Annotated in this window: 12 protein-coding genes and 7 pseudogenes; 15 read left to right on the top strand and 4 right to left on the bottom strand. The window is 40.2% G+C overall.

Going from position 1 to position 19024, the window contains the following annotated elements; genetic code table 11:
• Window positions 1–35: 35 nt before the first annotated feature.
• Window positions 36–536: pseudogene (locus tag A2003_RS03135) on the top strand (TetR/AcrR family transcriptional regulator); the annotation flags it as partial.
• Here the strand turns inward: A2003_RS03135 and A2003_RS03140 are convergent.
• Window positions 536–1102 (bottom strand): annotated as a pseudogene (locus tag A2003_RS03140) (IS30-like element ISAba125 family transposase); the annotation flags it as partial. The pseudogenes A2003_RS03135 and A2003_RS03140 overlap by 1 nt on opposite strands.
• Window positions 1103–1178: 76 nt before the next feature.
• Here A2003_RS03140 and A2003_RS03145 point away from each other — a divergent pair.
• The gene (locus A2003_RS03145) at window positions 1179–2237 is read left to right on the top strand and encodes a DNA methyltransferase (RefSeq protein ID WP_286686784.1); all 1059 of its coding nucleotides are present in this window, start codon (window positions 1179–1181) and stop codon (window positions 2235–2237) included.
• Window positions 2230–5067 (top strand): DEAD/DEAH box helicase family protein, encoded by a 2838-nt coding sequence (locus A2003_RS03150; protein ID WP_108675650.1) that lies wholly within the window; start codon window positions 2230–2232, stop codon window positions 5065–5067. The genes A2003_RS03145 and A2003_RS03150 overlap by 8 nt, the downstream gene beginning before the upstream one ends.
• 114 nt (window positions 5068–5181) lie before the next feature.
• Here A2003_RS03150 and A2003_RS03155 read toward each other — a convergent pair whose 3' ends face one another.
• Window positions 5182–6075, bottom strand: coding sequence for a LysR family transcriptional regulator (locus tag A2003_RS03155; RefSeq protein ID WP_108675649.1), 894 nt, complete (start codon window positions 6073–6075; stop codon window positions 5182–5184).
• A gap of 110 nt (window positions 6076–6185) precedes the next feature.
• On the opposite strand from A2003_RS03155, the gene A2003_RS03160 reads away from it, so the two are divergent.
• From A2003_RS03160 to A2003_RS03175, 4 genes are all read left to right on the top strand, one after another.
• The gene (locus A2003_RS03160; protein WP_108675648.1) at window positions 6186–7886 is read left to right on the top strand and encodes an NADH-quinone oxidoreductase subunit L; all 1701 of its coding nucleotides are present in this window, start codon (window positions 6186–6188) and stop codon (window positions 7884–7886) included.
• Window positions 7870–10317, top strand: coding sequence for a YbcC family protein (locus A2003_RS03165; RefSeq protein ID WP_157980307.1), 2448 nt, complete (start codon window positions 7870–7872; stop codon window positions 10315–10317). Before A2003_RS03160 ends, A2003_RS03165 begins: the two co-directional genes overlap by 17 nt.
• Window positions 10318–10430: 113 nt before the next feature.
• Window positions 10431–11351: a sulfate adenylyltransferase subunit CysD gene (gene cysD, locus A2003_RS03170; RefSeq protein WP_228206856.1), complete on the top strand. Its 921-nt coding sequence runs from the start codon at window positions 10431–10433 to the stop codon at window positions 11349–11351.
• Window position 11352: 1 nt separating this feature from the next.
• The gene (locus tag A2003_RS03175; RefSeq protein ID WP_108675646.1) at window positions 11353–12162 is read left to right on the top strand and encodes a DUF6671 family protein; all 810 of its coding nucleotides are present in this window, start codon (window positions 11353–11355) and stop codon (window positions 12160–12162) included.
• A gap of 307 nt (window positions 12163–12469) precedes the next feature.
• On the opposite strand, the pseudogene A2003_RS03180 reads toward A2003_RS03175, so the two are convergent.
• A pseudogene (locus tag A2003_RS03180) lies at window positions 12470–13387 on the bottom strand (IS5 family transposase).
• A gap of 221 nt (window positions 13388–13608) precedes the next feature.
• On the opposite strand from A2003_RS03180, the pseudogene A2003_RS03185 reads away from it, so the two are divergent.
• The 5 genes and pseudogenes from A2003_RS03185 to A2003_RS03205 form a co-directional block, all read left to right on the top strand.
• Window positions 13609–14296, top strand: a pseudogene (locus A2003_RS03185) (IS982 family transposase); the annotation flags it as partial.
• Window positions 14297–14382: 86 nt separating this feature from the next.
• Window positions 14383–14778, top strand: coding sequence for a transposase family protein (locus tag A2003_RS03190; protein ID WP_243308839.1), 396 nt, complete (start codon window positions 14383–14385; stop codon window positions 14776–14778).
• Complete coding sequence (locus A2003_RS03195; protein ID WP_243308838.1) at window positions 14726–15196, top strand: transposase family protein; 471 nt, start codon at window positions 14726–14728, stop codon at window positions 15194–15196. Before A2003_RS03190 ends, A2003_RS03195 begins: the two co-directional genes overlap by 53 nt.
• 9 nt (window positions 15197–15205) lie before the next feature.
• Window positions 15206–15396 (top strand): annotated as a pseudogene (locus A2003_RS03200) (IS982 family transposase); the annotation flags it as partial.
• A gap of 12 nt (window positions 15397–15408) precedes the next feature.
• Window positions 15409–15561: pseudogene (locus tag A2003_RS03205) on the top strand (IS982 family transposase); the annotation flags it as partial.
• 176 nt (window positions 15562–15737) lie between these two features.
• On the opposite strand, the gene A2003_RS03210 reads toward A2003_RS03205, so the two are convergent.
• A complete protein-coding gene (locus tag A2003_RS03210; RefSeq protein WP_353743755.1) occupies window positions 15738–16118 on the bottom strand; it encodes a tyrosine-type recombinase/integrase in 381 nt (126 codons plus the stop codon).
• Here A2003_RS03210 and A2003_RS03215 point away from each other — a divergent pair.
• The 3 genes and pseudogenes from A2003_RS03215 to A2003_RS03225 all read left to right on the top strand — a co-directional run.
• Window positions 16118–16216: pseudogene (locus A2003_RS03215) on the top strand (TetR/AcrR family transcriptional regulator); the annotation flags it as partial. The gene A2003_RS03210 and the pseudogene A2003_RS03215 overlap by 1 nt on opposite strands.
• Before the next feature lie 35 nt (window positions 16217–16251).
• On the top strand, window positions 16252–16941 hold the full coding sequence (locus A2003_RS03220) for an ion channel (RefSeq protein ID WP_286686785.1): 690 nt from the start codon (window positions 16252–16254) through the stop codon (window positions 16939–16941).
• 159 nt (window positions 16942–17100) lie between these two features.
• Window positions 17101–19024, top strand: a 1924-nt coding sequence (locus A2003_RS03225; protein WP_286686786.1) for a glycine betaine transporter, incomplete at its 3' end; no start/stop codon positions are given.

The following is a 19024-nucleotide window of genomic DNA, read 5'->3' on the forward strand; positions in this document are numbered from 1 at the left end:
TTCGCATTCAATTCGCATTTCAACAGAGCCTCTTGATGAGAAAACGCCCACAACAACAACGCGCCAAAATGATCGTTGAAAGTATTTTGGAAGGTACGCAAAAATGCATTTCCGAACAGGGGATTCTGCAACTCACAACACCAAAAATTTCAGAAAAATCAGGTGTAAGCGTTGGTTCGATTTATCAATACTTTGAAAATAAAGATCAGATCGTTTCTGAACTGCTGTTAAGAAAAAGTGAAAATTTAGGACAAGCACTGAAACAGCTGGTGATGCTTCAACAACAGACTGCGATTCAAGATATCATCAGATTGAGTATTGCATTTGGTTTTGAGTCCCTAAAATCCGATCAAGGTTTTTTCATTGAAATTTTAAAAAACTGGCATGCTTATAGTGATTCAGATGCAGCGCAAGTTTTAGAACAGCATTTTTTAGAAATAGGGATGTATTTATTTGGGCGTTATTATCCGCATTGGGATTTTGAAACTTTAAAACATAAGTCCTTTGTGATTATTAATAGTACATTATTTACAATACCTTTAATTAAATCAGCTTCCCAATGACCCGGTATTTTTCTTTCTTGAACTTCGGCTGGGCGCTCATGAATAGTTTTAATATCCTGTAATATAGAATCTTTTTTAGGTTCACCGTTAGCTTTTCGCTTTTTATTTTCATGACGCAGACAGGATAATAAGTCTTTTTTCAACTCACCCTTTGGTAATGCTCGTATCGTTGAATAAATCGTTGTATGGCTTACATTCATTGTTTGATCCAAATCAGGAAATGTCTTTAAACGTTTTGCTATTTGCTGAGGAGACCATAAACAACGGATCGCTTCAACAATAAATTTCCAGAGGATTGAATCGATTTTGAGTTTTCTGTGACCACGTCTACGTCTAGCGAAGGTGTTATCAGAAGCATATTGAGCTTGATAAACGTCATTGATGCTATTTCTTTTAAGCTCACGATAGATCGTACTAGGATGTCTTTTAATGAGTTCAGCAAATTTTCTGGCTGAAAAGCCTTCTTTTCTTGACTCAAGCATTAATGCAGTACGATCTTCAAAGTTAAGATGATGGTATGACAATTTTATATACTCCATAAACCCTTTAAATTAATTAGGTGGTTTATGTCGCACTTCAAGTTTTACTCTGCCCCTCTTTAGCGTAATTAAGCAAATGCGTGATGAAGGTAAAAGTTGGAAATATACCAGAGTAATAAAGAGCTTAGGAACTAGAAAACTCTTAAAGACCATCCATGATGGTTCAGGTCAACCTATTGATTTATACACACACGATAATGTTGTTATTGAACCAATATCTAAAATAAGTAAAGAAGAAAATATTTCAGAAGAAGAATGTTATTTGAAATATTTTGATTTTATATTCCGTGATACAAATGCTCAAAGCTCTATTAGAACAAGAGTAATGGATGCTATTAATGGTGAATATGATTTCGTAAGTATTGACTACACTCCAATATCAGGGAAAAGTAAAGGAAAAAGAACAACTCTATATTATAAAGGAAATAATTGTGACCTCATTGCATGGCTTAAAGATGTAGCTGTTAAGAAAAATGGACAACTTATCAAATTAGAAAAATTAGGAACTTATTGGGATGGATTTCCACTAAATAACCTAACAAAAGAAGGTGACGTTCTTTTCCCTAATGGAAAGAAACCAGAGCAATTACTTAAGAAAATAATAGAACTAGCAACTGATGAAGGCGATATCGTTCTTGACTACCATTTAGGTTCAGGAACAACGTGTGCTGTCGCCCACAAAATGAATCGTCGCTGGATTGGCATTGAACAAATGGACTATATCGAAGACACTACATTACAGCGATTAACAAAAGTTATTGACGGTGAGCAAAGCGGTATTTCTAAGGCCTTGAATTGGCAAGGTGGTGGTTCATTTGTTTATTTTGAGCTTAAAAAATATAACCAAGACTTTTTAGATAAAATCATGATTGCCAATAGTAAAGGTGAGCTAGATGAAGTCTACAATGAAATGGCTAAAAATGCCTTCTTGAAGTTTTGGTTCGAGAAAAACGAATTTGAAAAAGATGAAAACTTCCGTTCACTAGATTTAGATCAACGCAAAGAATTACTGATTGGCATTTTGGATGAAAACCAACTTTATCTGAATCATGCAGATATGCGTGATAGCCGTTACCATGTCACAGATGAAGAAATGGCTTTAACCGATCTATTCTATGGGGCGAACAATGACTAAAAGCACAAAAACCAAAGTCAAGGATACATTGTCGCAGTTCTTGTTTAATCAAATTGAATCGAATCCTGAATATCAGGAGTGGGTCAGAGATTATCAACTCCCGACTTACATCACCGATAATCTTTCAAAGACATTACGAGATTATCAGGAAGTTGCCATCAAGCACTTTATTTGGCTATTTGAGCAAGACCCAAGTCAAGCTAAGCATTTGTTGTTTAATATGGCGACAGGTACAGGTAAAACGCTCACAATGGCTGCTGCTATCCTGTATCTATATCAAAAAGGCTATCGCAATTTTGTGTTCCTGGTACACCAGTTGCAAATTAAAAATCAGGCGGTAAAAAACTTCACAGATTATAAGTTTGCCAAATATCTATTTAATCCTAAAGGGGTTAAATTAAACGGTAAAACCATTAATATTCGTGCGATTGATCGGTTTCAAGATGCCCAAAAAGATGCGATTAACTTCATGTTTTTCAGCACAGCACTTTTATATAATCGCCTGACAGAATACAATGAAAATAGCCTGACTTCCCAGGATTTTGCGGACAATGCTGTTGTTGTTATTGCCGATGAAGCACACCGTTTAAATGTGGATACCCGTAAAAAACTCAAGAAAACCGAAGACGAAGATATTCGCAATTGGGAAACGGCTGTTCAATCTGCAATCTATGCTCGTCCCGATAATTTACTGTTAGAGTTTACCGCTACCGTAGATTTAGAAAATCCACTCATTCATAAAAAATACCGTGATAAGTTGATTCATCGTTACGATTTTCTGCAATTCAATAAGGATGGATACAGTAAAGAAGTCGGCTTCCTCTATAACGAAGAAACACAGATTGAAGATCAAAAGCGTTTATTGGTTATCAATGCAGTCGTGATGAGTGAATACCGTAGATTACTAGCTGAACGAGAAATGAATGTTCAGGTTAATCCTATTATTTTGATTAAATCAACCAAAATTGCCAAGAGTGAGGAAGATCGGGCGTTTTTCCATAAAGTGATTAGTTCACTCAAAGTAAGTGATTTAGATCATTTAAAAAACTTAAGTTCAGGCACACAGCAATCCCTCATAGAAGAAGATCGAAACCGATTTATCTCTCAAATGTTCAGTTGGCTTGCTTCACGAAAATCAGGATTGGTATCAACTCAAGACCCTAATGGTTTAAATGCATTTATTGCGGAAATTAAGATGCGTTTCCGTGAAGACAACAGTATGACGTATAACAGTCAGAAAAAAGAGAAAGCCGATTTACTACCTTTATTAGATAGCCCAAGAAATGTCATTCGGGCAATCTTTTCTGTTAATGCCCTTAATGAAGGTTGGGATGTACTTAGCCTATTTGACATTATTCATTTTGATATTTCAGAAACAAAAAAAGTATCGCTACAAGATATTCAGTTGATTGGTCGTGGTGCAAGATTGTGTCCATACAAACTGCCAAGAGCTTATAAGATATCTCAAAGTGGAGGGCTATTTGATGAAGAACATAGTTATGAGTTCGATCCATTCAAACGTAAATTTGATAATGCACCGCATGAGCATGGACGTATTTTAGAAACTTTCTTCTACCACTTTGTTAAAACAGGTACGTTCTTAGATAACTTGCAATATGCCTTACTCGATGAGGGAATTGTCAATAAAAGTATGGAAAAACGGACGATTAAGCTCAAGTCCGAATTCCTCAATAGTGAAACCTATAAAAAAGGTTTTGTATTGGTGAATCAGCAACTATACCGCAGTAAAACAACGGATACAGAAATTGATGCCACTTTTAAAAAGGAAATCAAAGCCAGTACCTACCGACTTCACACAAGAAGTTTAACGGACAAAGAGCAAAATAAAATTCAGGCAGGGATTCAGTATAAAACCATTCATTTAACCGATGAATACTTTTCACCGTTGATTATCCGTAAGGCATTAATGTCAGCGGAAAATAATTTCTTTCGATTTAACCATCTGAAAAATCATATTGTCGGGATAAAAAGCATTGATGAATTGATTGAAAAATACCTCCCTTTATATGAAATTAAATATTCTTATTCAGAAGGCAAGGACATTCATCAACTTGAAGCGCATGAAAAACTGCAATTATTGGTCGGTGTGATTCTACCCGAAGTACGTAAAGCCATAGATCGGCACATGCCGAAGATTACAGGTAGTCATATTTTTAAACCCAAATCACTATCGTCCATCTTTCAGCAAGAAAAGAACATCTACTTGGTTTCCTTCCCTATCCAAGACTTAGATAGCGAAACAAGTGATCATGCACCTGATGAACGTGCAAAACCACAGTCAAGCCATGACAATCCAGATCTACAGTTTGATGTTGAAACTGCCGATTGGTATGCCTACAGTGAAAACTATGGCACAAGTGAAGAAAAACGCTTTGTTAAGTTTGTTGCAACTCAAATTGATGAGCTTAAATCACGCTACAAGGGTGCAGAGATTTACCTTATTCGCAATGAACTCGATTATTGGTTGTTTAGTCCTAAAGATGGCCGAAGATTCAGCCCTGACTACATGCTGATCATTAATGATGCTGAAAATAGTGAAATGTACTATCAATGCTTAATTGAGCCTAAAGGCGGTCATTTACTTGAAAAGGATACATGGAAAGAGGAAGTATTGATTAGTTTGGATGATGAAAGCCAAATTGCTTTTGATGCAGAACAAGATGATTCACAAAACTACGTTGAGTTCTTAAATGAAGTCAAATCGCATGGTTATAAAGAGATTAAATGTTTAGGATTTAAATTTTATAATACTGATCCTAGAGATGAATCTGATTTCGCTATTGATTTCTGTACAAGAATGCCGAGTTAATCTCGGCTTTTTCTAGCTATAAGTGATTGATTATTATATTTTTGTGCGGTTACGATTTAATATCGTTAATATCAGTAAAGTGCAAATATCAATAGATAGCATGATTGTACCCATCTAACCAAATATATCTTTTTCGCTGCGTGCTAGTAGGTCGGTCAGCAGCGGATGCTGGTATTGGCGCTGTATAGTAATAGCAAAAAAATCTTCATATAAATCAGGAAACACAGTGTACTCTTGTAAAGCCCCCTGTTTGAGTTCATCACGTACTACCACAGGGGGTACCAAGATGGCGGCAGTACTGGCGCGTGCCAGCACCCGCATCATGGCCATATCATCCACTTCCGCCAAAATGGTTGGTTTAACCTGCAATTTTTCACACATTAAATCAAAATGACCGCGCAGGGCGTTCTCATGACCCGGCACAATCAATGTTGTATGTTGTAGATCACTGGTGATGCAAAATGGAGTTTTAACCGATCGAGGTTTGCCAATCAGGCTAACGGTTTGTCTGGCAATACGCTGGCAACGCCACGCCTGCACACTACTGGCATACTCCTCCCGATTGGATAACACAACATCAAGCTGGTGGGCAGCAAGACGATTTAACAAGTCAGTTATGCCGCCTGATTGCATGACCAGCCTGACATCCTGCCGGTGCAATAAAGGTTCAATGAAACTTTCCTGAAAATTGCGGCTTAAGGTGGCAACAGCACCAATACGCAGGATTTGCCGCGTGACTGCATCACCCTCCTGAAACAGGGATAATAGTTCACTGCCTTGCGCGTTAATATTTTCGGCGTAACTTAGCGCAATCCGTCCAGCTTCGGTAAGTTCCAGCCGTCTGCCTTGACGTAAAAATAAAGCCTGTCCTAGTTGCTGCTCAAGCTGTTTAATCTGACTCGATAGTGCCGATTGGGCAATATGTAATTGCTGTGCAGCACGGCTCAAGTGCCCTGTTTTTGCCACAACACGAAAATAATTTAAGTGATGATAATTTAAGTAAGCCATGCGGTCTCCTAATTGTTCTAATAAAAAGAACGTTTTGGTCTTTATTATGAATTTTACAGAATAAAAAAATGATCTCAAACTAATCAAATGTCAAGAATAGGAAGTTGATCATGCTAAGCATTGTGCCACATGAGTTATTTATATCCAGTCAACTCCTGGCTTATGGCGCACTGGTAATCGTGTTGCTATGCGCCATAAGCATTGGTTTAAGTGCCAAACGCGGTATAGGTTTTGCCCAAAAATGCCATGTGTTATCGGTGTTTTGCCTCAGCATGTTTGGGCTTGCCATCGTATCGTTGTTTTTTGGTCGTGCAGCGCATGTTTTAGCGCCAGTTGACCTCTGGCTGCAATTGGTTCAGTTAAATACATTAAGCTCTCTAATGCTGGCGCTAACCAGTTTAATTGGCTGGGTGATTACCAGATTTTCTGATCATTATTTGCAGGGTGAAAAACAGCTTGAACAGTACTTAAATGCCTTAACCCTGACTTTGCTAAGTATCTGGTTAATTGTTATCAGTAATCATGTGCTAGTGCTGGTGTTGTTATGGCTGGTCAATGATCTGGCGCTGCATCGGCTACTGACCTTTTATCGCCAACGTCAAGCGGCGGCTGTGGCGGCTGCCAAGCGCCTTATATTTTGCATGTTTGCCAATGCTTTGATGCTTGGTGGCGCTTTGTTGCTGCTTCAGCAAGGCTTATCCCTGCACATTGATGTATTGTTGCAGCAGTTGCAAGGCTTGCCTCACTTATCGCTTGGCACGCATATCGGATTGTTCGCATTATTTGCTGGCATGGTGCTTAAAAGTGCACCGTTGCCTTTGCATGGTTGGCTGTTACAGGTAATGGAAGCACCAACTCCTGTATCGGCACTACTGCATGCGGGTATTATTAATTTAAGCGGTTTTTTGTTGTTGCGCTTAAGCAGCGTGCTTGATCATTTGCCTGATGTGCAGTTGTTGCTGGTAGCCAGTGGAACGCTAACGGCATGTATTGCCAGTCTGGTCATGATGACGCGCATCAGCGTCAAAGTCATGCTGGCATGGTCAACCTGTGCGCAAATGGGATTTATGCTACTGGAAATCGGGCTGGGTGCTTATTCACTGGCACTACTACACCTGATTGCTCATGCACTTTATAAGGCTTATACATTTTTGGATGCAGGTCAAACCAGCCAGCAGGTCAGCCATTTAAACAATTATCAAAAACGTGATTCTGGTGCACCTTTAAACCAGTCACCTTTACAGGTACAGAGCCAGTTAAAGACAGAGTTACAGACATTTGCAGGCAGCCTGATTGTTCTGCTGGTGGCAGGCTTGCTTATCTGGTACTTACCTATCAGTGCAGCCAGTCAGGTACTTGGTCTGTGTTTTGCGGCAGGTCTAGTTTCGGTACTGACCAGCCAGCATAGCCGCCATGCCAAGCACCAGATCACCATGCAAACTGTTATCCTCGTGGCAGTTGTTGCCATCATCGGTTATGGTTTGCTGCATTTTATCTTTGCCGAAGTAGTTACATCTTCAACCCTTACACCACCTATCATTCATCTGGTGTTGCCATTGATTGGTTTTGGCATTTTGCTCTGGTTACAACAAAGTGTATTACTACGCACGCAGGGTAAGCTAGCAAGCTGGTTACATCCACATGCCTTTGCAGGATTTTATCTGGATGAATACATCACCCGAATCATCTCGCCGATTATTCGCTACAGCCTGTATGGGTTAAGCGTTAAACAAACCAGCCCTAAGCCAAATGATCCTAAGCAAAACACTATTCAGCAAAAAATGGAGTGCTCACATGAATACGACTGTTAACCTGCAAGCCAATATTTGTGTAAGTGCCCATGAGATTTTACAGCACGCCTATCAAGCCTGTGCACGGATTGCACCCACCTGGCCACTTGACCGCTTTATTGCGGTTAACCCCTGGTGGGGACTGATTGACCAGCCACTCACGCAGGCTGCAACAAATCTGATGCAGTGGAATGGAGGGCAATGCACCATGTCGCCTGAATGGTATCAGCAGGCTATGCGTAAAGGAAAAATTAAACCAGCCATTGTTGCCAGACTACAGCAACAGCAGGACAACTATCCATACCCTGAAAATGTTAATCCATTGTCAAACTTGCTGATCAGCCAGTGGCTGGATCAAAACAGCCCACATAAGCGCTTAAGCACCTTAACCGAGTTGGGTTTACAGCATATTGGCCAGCACTGTGGTTCATGGTTTGATCAAGGGCAGGCATTGTGGAAAAATAATGCGCATCTTTCACTGTATCAGGCGTGGCAAGTCACCGCACAGCATGATGCAGGTCTGGCCCTAAGCACTGGCATAGATGATCTTGGTCAATGCATTGCTCATTTACCCCAACAACCGGGCAGCCTGATTGTTAGCGTGATTCAGCAGCTAAAACTCAATACCGACCAGCTAATGCCTTATTTTATGGCGTTATTGCTGAGTATTAAGGGTTGGGCCAGTTTTGCCGCTTATCACGATCAGCAGGCAGGTAATGTAATCGGGAATTTACCATTAGACCATCTGCAACCATCAAATTTGCCACCATCGACGTTAATTGATTTACTGGCGATGCGGCTGGCATGGGACTGGATTTTGTCACAGCAGCTCGCCAGCGAGCCACTATTACAACAGTGGTACGATCAGCTGTCTTGCCCACCTGTCGATCAGGCAAAAACCCAGTGGTTATACCAGACCGCACTGGAATTAAGCTGGCAGCAGGACATCAATTTGCAACTGTTGGCGCCAACCAGTACGCTACAGGCTAACACAGCAGTCGCACTGCAAGCCGTATTCTGTATTGATGTGCGCTCTGAGCGGGTACGGCGTGCACTTGAACAACAATCATCTGCGATTAGTACTCATGGTTTTGCTGGTTTTTTTGGTTTGCCGATTGAATACAAGGCAGCAGGTGCCAGCCAGTTTAGCCCGCAACTGCCAGGTTTGTTGAGCGCAAGCCTTCAGGTGAAGGAACATAGCACCTCAGTGACACACCTGCATGACTTGTCGCAGTATAGAGAAACTCAAGCCAGCCAGCTTGCTCTGTTACGGCAGTTTAAGCAATCTGCCAGTAGCGGTTTTGGCTTTGTAGAAACGCTGGGGTTGGGTTATGCGTTCAAACTAATTCAACGCAGCATTTCCAGACAATCGGCTCAGTCATTAGCTTCCATCAGCAATCCGGCAACTGCACCTGCACTCAATGACCTTGATCTAAAGGATAAAGCGGCTTTATGTGCCAATATTCTGGTCGCCATGGGCTTAAACCATCAGCTTGCGCCTGTGGTATTATTAACGGCACATGCCAGCAGCAGCACCAACAACCCGCATGCTGCCGGACTGGATTGCGGAGCATGTTGTGGTCATAGTGGTGAAGTCAACGTACGCTTGCTGGCCAGTTTGCTCAATCATCCCGATATTCAGGTGACGCTGAAATACAATCATCACATCAACATTCCGGCTTCAACGCAGTTTATTGCTGCCTTGCACGACACCACCACCGATCATATCCAGCTTTTTGATGTGCCAGCCGAATTTCCCCAGCAACAGTTACAACAACTGCTTGGCTGGCTTGATCAGGCGTGCGAGCTGGTACGGATAGAACGTAGCAGTGAGCTTAAATTAAAAACAGGTACGTCATTGCTACCGCAGTTGCAACAACGGGCAAAGGACTGGGCACAGGTAAGACCAGAATGGGGGCTGGCTAACAATGCAGGCTTTATTGCCGCACCACGTCAGCGTAGCAAGCATATTGACCTACAAGGTCGCTGCTTTTTACATGACTATAATTATCAAACCGATAGCGATTTAAAACTGCTTGAGCTGATTTTAACCGCACCCATGATCGTGGCGCACTGGATCAACATGCAGTATTACACCTCAACCGTGGATAACCAGCACTGGGGCAGCGGCAATAAGGTATTGCACAACATTGTTGGCGGTAATATTGGGGTATTTGAAGGCAATGGCGGCGATTTGCGCCTTGGGTTGCCCATGCAATCACTACATGATGGCGAACAGTGGATACATACGCCGCAGCGCCTATGCGTGTGGGTGGAAGCCCCTAAAACCAACATTTTGGAAGTTGTGCAACAGCATACCAGCCTACAGCAACTGGTGGCGGGTGAGTGGCTCTATCTAAACGCTATTGACCCTGATGGCGGTCAAATTGACCGTTTGATGTTTGAAAATCATACATGGCAATGGCATACGCAACATCATCTTGTGGTATGAGACTATGAAGCGCTGTCTAACACACTAATATATTGATTATTTAAAACTCTGCTTTAGGACAATGAATGATGAATTTAAAGCAACCCGCACCACGCGCTCCAGACTTGGCACCTATTGACCTTCATCGGCTGTCGTGCTTACGTCAGCTTGAAGCAGAAGCTATTTTTATCATGCGTGAAGTAGTCGCCGAATTTAGTAATCCGTGCATGTTTTATTCTATCGGCAAAGACTCTACCGTAATGCTGCATTTGGCACGCAAAGCCTTTTTCCCCGCCAAAGTTCCCTTTCCCTTGCTGCATGTGGATACAACTTGGGAATTTGCTGAAATGGCACAGTTTCGTGACCGCCTTGCCGCAACGCTGGGGCTTGATATTCTGGTGCACGTCAATACCGAAGCCCTTGCACAAAATATTCACCCCTTTGAACATGGCTCCAGCAAATACACCGACATGATGAAAACGGTAGCATTAAAACAGGCACTTGACCTCTATCAGTTTGATGCCTGTTTTGGTGGTGGCCGCCGTGACGAAGAAAAAAGCCGTGCAAAAGAGCGTATTTTTTCCTTTCGGGATAATAGACAGCGCTGGGACCCCAAAAACCAGCGTCCAGAATTATGGAATATTTATAACGGCAAGCTGAACAAAGGTGAAAATATTCGCGTGTTTCCTTTATCCAACTGGACAGAACTTGATATCTGGCAATACATCATGTTGGAAAATATTGACATAGTGCCACTGTATTTTGCCAAACCTCGGCAAGTGGTATGGAAGGATGATACCTGGATTTGTATTGATGACGAGCGGATTCTAAGCCATTTAAGTCCTAAAGAGCAGCAGACCATTCAAACCCGCTCAGTCCGCTTTCGTACTTTGGGCTGTTATCCGCTGACGGGTGCGGTGGACAGCAGCGCAGATACCTTGCCTAAAATTATTTGTGAAATGCTGCAAAGTACCACCAGTGAAAGACAAAACCGCATGATTGACCATGATCAGGCTGGTTCCATGGAAAAGAAAAAACAAGAGGGGTACTTTTAATATGCTTTCTCTAGCGTTTTTAACTCAGCACCGTAAACAGCAGGCGGTGGCTATTGCACTGGCTAATACGGGGTATCTGGTGTATGAGGTTGACGATTTTGATACTGATACATTTGGTACTTTTACTGGCGAAATTGCACGGCTTGACTCGCAATCAGACACGGCACTTAAAAAAGCACAGATGGCCTGTGAGCTTAGTGGCAACCGTTTTGGACTAGGCAGTGAAGGCTGTTTTGGTGCTGACCCCATGCTGGGGATGCTACCGTGGGGTACTGAAGTGCTCGCATTTTGGGATGCAGAACTCAACTATGCGATTTATGGCTGGGTGCAGGGTGCACAAACAAACTATAACCATACCACAGTAACCACCATGCAGCAGGCACAGCAGTTTGCCAACAGGATCGGTTTTCCCTTGCATGGTATTATTGTGGGTCAGGCTAACCAACCCATCTTTAATAAAGACCTCAATAGCGATGCAGCGTTAGCAGCCTATCTGACCCCATTATTACTAAGCGGCGATCCTATTGACTTAAACACGGACATGCGTGCCAACCGTAACCCTACACGCAGACTAATGCTTGCACGCTGTGCCGAGGCACTGGCACAAAAATTAAATTGTGCCTGTCCACAATGCCATGCCGCGGGATTTGCGATCACAAAGCATATTGCAGGCGCACTCTGTGAATATTGTCACCTGCCCACCACCATGCCCAAAGCCTCGGTGTGGCATTGTCCACTTTGCCAGTTTGAGCAGATTCAAACTATCGATACCAGAGCGACGCAGGGGCAATGTCAATATTGTAATCCCTAAGTAGATGTCAATTGCATCATAATTGTTATATTTGGGAGAATCTTGCTAATTATAATTACAGTACAAGATCAATTCTTCATACCGTTTGGCATGTTCAAGATTGTGACACCAATAAAGAATTCCAAAACTAGGTCATTTTTGTCCAGTATGGTCCTGCTAGTAGCATGTTTCTTCAAATTCATAGTGACTAGGTACTTTGAATTTAATATTGCCACTTTTATGACCTATCCATAGTTTATTATCATGAATGAGTGTGGCTTTGATGCATAAACATTCAAAAGCTGAGTTTTCTCCAATCTATTCAAATTTAAGTGACAACTTGGGTATGAGATCTACCTAATTCCGTAAACCTATTCAGAACTGCCACACGCGCATGAATTTTATTGACCTGACTTTGAAAAGGTCTTGCCGTCAGCTTATCTCCTAATAATTTGATGCAATGCATTTTGGTTTCCATCAAACTTCGACAGTGATAGCCCGACCATTTTTTCCATAGTGTTCTGCCTAAATGTTTAACCGTTTCACGTAACTCATTTCGTTCTATTGAACTGATTTTAGAATCTTTCCAGTGCTTGGCATTCTTTCTGGGAGGAATTACTGCATGTGCTTGATGATCTAAAAATCACTTGTCTGCAGCACTTCGTGTCGTACGCCCCATCGGTATATACAGATTCGCTCATCTGGTGGGATCTGATCCAGTAAATCACCTAGTAATTGTGAATCCCTGACATTATTTTTCGTAAGCTGAACGGCAGGTATTTGCAGTGTTTCAGCATCTATATCAATATACAGCTTACGCCATTGCCGACGATATTCAGGCTGATGTTTCTTACGCTTCCATTCGCCTTCACCTAAAAATTTTAAACCCGTAGAGTTGACGAGTAGGTGTAACCCATCACGACTTTTCTGATAGCTTATCGCAATATCAATATGCTTTTGTCGTCTACAGAGGGTGGAGTAATCTGATGATGTCCAATTTAAGTCACTGAGTTTAATCAGGCTTTGAGCATAGCCAGTGACCATACGTAAAGAAAGACGGAATAGAGATTTGATCATTAAACAGCATTCAATCGCTGTATCGGAATAAGTTTGATTTCGTTCGTGCTTGTGCATACCATCGGGTCTTAGGATCAAACTAGATTGAAATATTCCCTCCCTAAATTAAAACTTGGTTATACGAGGACCAATTGGTTGTACGGTAAATTTTAGGTGCAGGCTTCTTCATCTTGAAATTATATTGCTGAAGAAGTCTTCAAGAATAGTTTTGTGCAACAAATCCATGAAAAAGTCAAAATGGAAAATCTGAGATGTTTTTAATATGCCACCACAACTCAAATTTTTTCTTGCAGTAATAACTTGAATCGCGGATACTAAATTGACTTGAAAAAAAAAGAGGACTAGAGCCATCAGTTGAGTTACCTCACAAAACTCACAACCCTAGTCCTTATGTTCGATAGTACCCAATTATTCTGTCTAATTGATGATTTCTTTCTAAAATTTGAACCTATTTATTGGAAATTCTTAAAGCAGAACTTTAGATGCTTAAGAATTCGCTCCGCACGGCTCAGTATTTCTGAAATTGTCTTTATTGCAATTTGGTATAAATGCTCTCACTTCAATAACTTCAAAGCATTCTTTACAGCGCTGAAGCATATTATTCCCATTTATTCAAAAGCCTACCTTGTTACCAAGGTATGATTCATCTGATCAATACACATCAACTGGCTTTACATGCCTTGCATTATGCTTTGATGAAAAAGCATAAAAGTCATTATCTATGGATTGATTCAACAACATTACCTGTTTGCAAAAATCAGCGGATTCAAAGACATAAATCTATGATATTGATTGCAACGCGCGGTAAAAGTTCAATGGGCTGGTTCTTTGGCTGTAAGTTACATTTAATAATGAATTAGTCAGGTGACATTGTGAGTATAGCTTTATCGAATGGGCATACAGCAGATATCAAAATGGTTGAGCAGTTACTCGAAAGACTAAAAGAAAAACTCTATGCTGATCGTGGATATATCAGTCAAGAACTCAAATTAAAACTGAAGGATCAATACATTGATTTGATTACATATCATCGTAAAACATGCAGTTGGTTCAATTATCAAAAGAAGATGAATATCACTAGACCTCTTTCATAAATCAAAAAACAACCAATCTTTGATTGATATTTCTGCTCTAATTTTCTTTGCATTCGTGCATAATTTTTGGATGAAATACATCGATTCAAAAAAGCTTTCTGAAACACAGTTTAAGCGATATACAGGCATCTCATGGTCAACCTTTTATTTAATGGTTGCACAATTGCAGAAGCATGTTCCAGCGAAAGGTAGACCACCCAAGTTAAGTGCGGAGGATCAAGTTCTGCTATGTGTAAGTTATTGGCGAGAATACCGAACCTTATTTCACGTTGCTACAAGTTATGGGGTTTCAGAGCCAACGGCCTCAAGAATTGTACGTCATGTCGAAGATTGCCTGATTCAGTCCAAACTATTTAATTTATCGAAGAATTTGCCTGAAGGTGAAGGAATCGACTGGCATGTGGTAATCGTGGATGCCACAGAAATTCCAATTCAACGACCTAAAAAAACAGAAGAAAAGCTATAGCGGCAAGAAAAAGACTCATACCTTTAAAGTACAAGCCATCATCCATTACAAAACTCAGCAAATTCTGAGTTTATGTGCTGATCTTGGTGCGGTACATGATTTCGAACTATTCAAACGCAATTTAAAGCAGATTCCACCTGGTGCTTTTATCCTTACGGATAAAGGCTATCAGGGAATTTATGCTATGTATCCCAATAGTCTATCACCATTAAAAGCCAAAAGACGCTGTAAACTAGATCCTGAACTGAAAATCTATAATCAGGAAATCAACAAAAGAAGAATCAGGATTGAGCATGTGTTTAGTCGTCTTAAAACCTTTAAAATCATTGCTGAACGTTACCGAAATAGAGGTAAGAGACTCGGTTTGAGGTTCAATTTAATCGCAGGAATCTATAACTTAGAGTTGAGTAAAAAATGATTTATGAAAGAGGTCTACTTAAAACAACGGAATAAAATAGAAACTTTATTTAGAGCTTGCTCAAAGGAACATACAATCTATTAACAAGTAAAGCTCGAAGTGTCTCAGGATATTTTGCAGGGATTTATGCATTATTATGTGCTTATCAGCTTTGGCATCAAAATAAGCCAACAATTCAAGTGAGTGAAGCGCTAGCTTAAACAGGATTCCGGTTATTTAGTTTGCTCAAAGGGAAATATAATTTGGTAACAAGTAACGCGAGAAGTGTTGAAGGCTATTTAGCTGGTATTTATGCCTCTTTATGTGCTTACCAATTATGTCATCAAAACAAGCCAATCATTCGAGTTGTGGAATCATTGGCTTAAACAGGATTCGGGTCAATTAGAAAATACAAAGAGTGTTGAGTTAATAATTTAATATTTTATGTCTTTTACAAGTTGAGTAAGAAAGTAATAACAAGTTTAGTATGATGAACGACAGTATTGTGTAGATCACAATCTTAGATATTTTATTTAACATAATTAGCCTACTTTACGGTTTATCAAGTTCGGCTTTTTGCTCTTGGATGACTATTGTTGTATTCCTCTTTCATGGTTGTTTCATCGACATAAGTGTATATCTGCGTAGTATTGAGATCCGCATGGCCTAGCATTTCCTGAATATCCCGAATACCTACTTTAGATGACAGTAAATGTGTGGCAAATGTATGTCTTAAGGTATGAGGATTTGATTTCTGAGTTATGCCTTTATCCCTAAATAACTTCTTTACACGTTCATTGATTTGGGTTCGAGAAAGTTGCTTACCTGTAGTAGTTGTAAAGACATAATCATGATTCTGGCTTAAATTCTTTTGCATTATATGATTACGTTCAAGTAGCCATAATTCTAAGGCTTGTATTGCTTTCGAGCCAATCGGTACGATGGCGTTATGCCAGTAAGAATACGTTTTTAATCGAAGAACAACGCTTACAACAAGAACTCACCAATATGATTATTTCTTATTTAGATGCCGTATCATGAGTTCAGAAAAACAATAATTTGGACATGGAAAAGTAATGCAAACAATAAAACAGTTTTGGAATGGATTTAGATTGTTGCCATCAGCTTGGCTCTTATTGGTGCAATTGGCTTTATTAATTTTAGCCACAATCACTTATGACGATAGTGCCTATCGTGCATTAACCTGGTCATTAGGTGTTTTGGCCTTACTTATTATTGCAAAAGTCATTCGACAAACCCCAGTATTTGCATTTTGGGGACTATTCTTTGTCAGTGGTGCATTTATATTTTCTATTTTGATCTTTGTCGGTTTTGACAATCATACAATACAGATTACGGCATACAGTTTTGAAGCCTTAGCCTATTTTTATGCAGCGTATGGTTTACTAAAGTATATGTTTTCAGATCGTTATCTCACAAAAGACGAATTATTTGCGGCTGGTGCCGTATTTACTTTGATCGCTTGGGCATTCGCTTTTTTATATAGTATTTGTCAGATTATTTTGCCGAATAGTTTTCAAAATCCAAACCATCCTGAAGCCTTACAACGTTGGTTAGACCTACTCTTTTTGAGTTTTAGTTTGCAATCAGCCACAGGATTATCTGATCTTATGCCACTCAGTCCAGCCGCTCGAGTATTAACCATGCTACAGATGTTTGGTGGTGTGATGTATTTTGCAGTGATTGTTTCGAGATTAATTGCGCTGCAATATATTCCTCATGCACCGAAAAATTCACAAGATTAATCTTTAATCCTGTTACAGCATTACAACTGCGTTATTTTTCACGTTTTATATACTTTTGTTTGAGTTTTTCTTGTTTTGAACTCGCTTTTGTTCACATTAAGTGAATGTCTTATTTGACCTATAGGTCTGTCATGATCATTAAAATAATATGGGTGAATTATGTCTTCCAAGACTCCTTCGCAGTTTGCGAATGTGAATCCAAATGTGTTTTTTAGCACAGTCATTATTATCGCAATTTTCTTAGCAATTGTGATAATTGCCCCAAGCTCGTTTGAGTTTTTAACTCAACAACTGAAACAGTGGATCACTGACTCGTTTAGTTGGTTCTATGTATTATCAGTCGCCGTTTTCCTTATTCTACTGATTTACATCGCCTGTTCGGACAGTGGGAAAATCAAACTCGGACCTGATCACAGCCAACCTGAATATAAAAATGGTTCGTGGTTTGCCATGCTATTTACGGCAGGTATGGGGATTGGTTTGATGTTTTTTGGTGTGGCTGAACCTGTCATGCACTATGTCAGTCCGCCGAGTGGTGATCCTGAAAGTGTCGCCTCAGCTCAACAAGCATTAAGAATTACCTTTTTCCATTGGGGGCTTCATGCATGGGCAATTTATGCCTTGGTGGGTTTAGCTCTAGCGTATTTTGCGTATCGACATAATTTGCCTTTAAAAACACGTTCAGCACTTTATCCTATTATCGGTGAACGGATTCATGGCCCTTTGGGCGATAGTATTGATACTTTTGCAACGATTGGAACTGTATTTGGTGTCGCGACTTCATTAGGTTTTGGGGTAACGCAAATTAATTCAGGCTTGCATTATTTATTTGGGATAGAACAAAGTACAAATATCCAAGTTGGACTTATTATATTTGTCAGTATTTTGGCATCTTTATCTGTTTTTCTAGGACTCGATAAAGGAGTGAAACGCCTTTCTGAATTAAATCTAATTCTCGCTTTAACCCTTCTTGCTTTTGTATTTATTGCAGGGCCGAGTATCTATCTGTTACAGACCACGATTCAAAATACAGGTTCTTACATCTCAAATTTATTTGCGATGACTTTTAATCTTTATGCCTATCAACCCAATGGTTGGATTGGAGGATGGACAATCCTTTATTGGGCATGGTGGATTTCATGGTCTCCATTCGTGGGAATGTTTATCGCACGAGTATCAAGAGGACGAACAATTCGTGAGTTTATTGTTGGTGTATTACTGATTCCTACAGGCTTTACTATTATTTGGATGGGCTTTTTAGGAAATGCGGCACTTTTTAGCATCATGCAAGAAAGCAATACCAATTTAATTCAGGCGGTACAGTTAGACTCTTCGGTCGCATTATTCGAATTTTTAAATCATCTTCCATTCTCAGGAGTTTTAAGTTCTGTTGCCACGCTTTTAGTGATACTTTTTTTCGTTACCTCAGCTGATTCGGGTGCATTGGTGACGGATTATCTCACCTCAAAAACCGAAAATTCACCGACTTGGCAACGTTTGTTTTGGACTATCTTGATGGCGCTATTGGCGATTACGCTTTTACTCGTCGGTGGTCTAGCCGCATTACAGTCATCCATTATTATGAGTGCATTGCCTTTTACGATTGTGATGTTGTTGATGAGTTGGGGGCTTTTAAAAGCATTGAATTTGGATGTAACCAAAACTCGAGCTATCCAAGAGGCACGTATCACACCACGCGCAATCAACAACCCACGAAGTTGGCAGCAACGTTTAGGATTGATTATGCATTATCCACATACAGAACAAGAGGTGAAAAATTATATTGCTAATGATGTTCGCAATGCCTTTGAAAGCATTCAACGAGAATTCAAACGTCGACATTTAGAAGTTGACATTCAGGAGACTGAACAGGGTTTGCAGCTACATGTTGACCATCAGCATGAAATTAACTTTATTTATAAAGTCATATCACATGCAACGCTTCCACCGAGTTTTATGCTCGGTCGATCTGAGATCGACGATTCTTCATATTTCCAAGCCGAAGTGTTTTTGCGAGAGGGTGGTCAAAACTATGATGTAATGGATTGGACGCAAGAAGATTTAATTCAGGACATTATTGATC

Source organism: Acinetobacter sp. GWC1_38_13 (genome assembly GCF_001767535.1).
GTDB lineage: Bacteria > Pseudomonadota > Gammaproteobacteria > Pseudomonadales > Moraxellaceae > Acinetobacter > Acinetobacter junii.

Excerpts from the sequence above, each read along its gene's own strand:
- A2003_RS03160 (WP_108675648.1), top strand. The coding sequence starts at position 6,186 with ATGCTAAGCATTGTGCCACATGAGTTATTTATATCCAGTCAACTCCTG.
- A2003_RS03175 (WP_108675646.1), top strand. The coding sequence starts at position 11,353 with ATGCTTTCTCTAGCGTTTTTAACTCAGCACCGTAAACAGCAGGCGGTG.
- A2003_RS03165 (WP_157980307.1), top strand. The coding sequence starts at position 7,870 with ATGAATACGACTGTTAACCTGCAAGCCAATATTTGTGTAAGTGCCCAT.
- A2003_RS03195 (WP_243308838.1), top strand. The coding sequence starts at position 14,726 with ATGCCACAGAAATTCCAATTCAACGACCTAAAAAAACAGAAGAAAAGC.
- A2003_RS03220 (WP_286686785.1), top strand. The coding sequence starts at position 16,252 with ATGCAAACAATAAAACAGTTTTGGAATGGATTTAGATTGTTGCCATCA.
- A2003_RS03145 (WP_286686784.1), top strand. The coding sequence starts at position 1,179 with ATGCGTGATGAAGGTAAAAGTTGGAAATATACCAGAGTAATAAAGAGC.
- A2003_RS03155 (WP_108675649.1), bottom strand. The coding sequence starts at position 6,075 with ATGGCTTACTTAAATTATCATCACTTAAATTATTTTCGTGTTGTGGCA.
- A2003_RS03190 (WP_243308839.1), top strand. The coding sequence starts at position 14,383 with ATGAAATACATCGATTCAAAAAAGCTTTCTGAAACACAGTTTAAGCGA.
- A2003_RS03150 (WP_108675650.1), top strand. The coding sequence starts at position 2,230 with ATGACTAAAAGCACAAAAACCAAAGTCAAGGATACATTGTCGCAGTTC.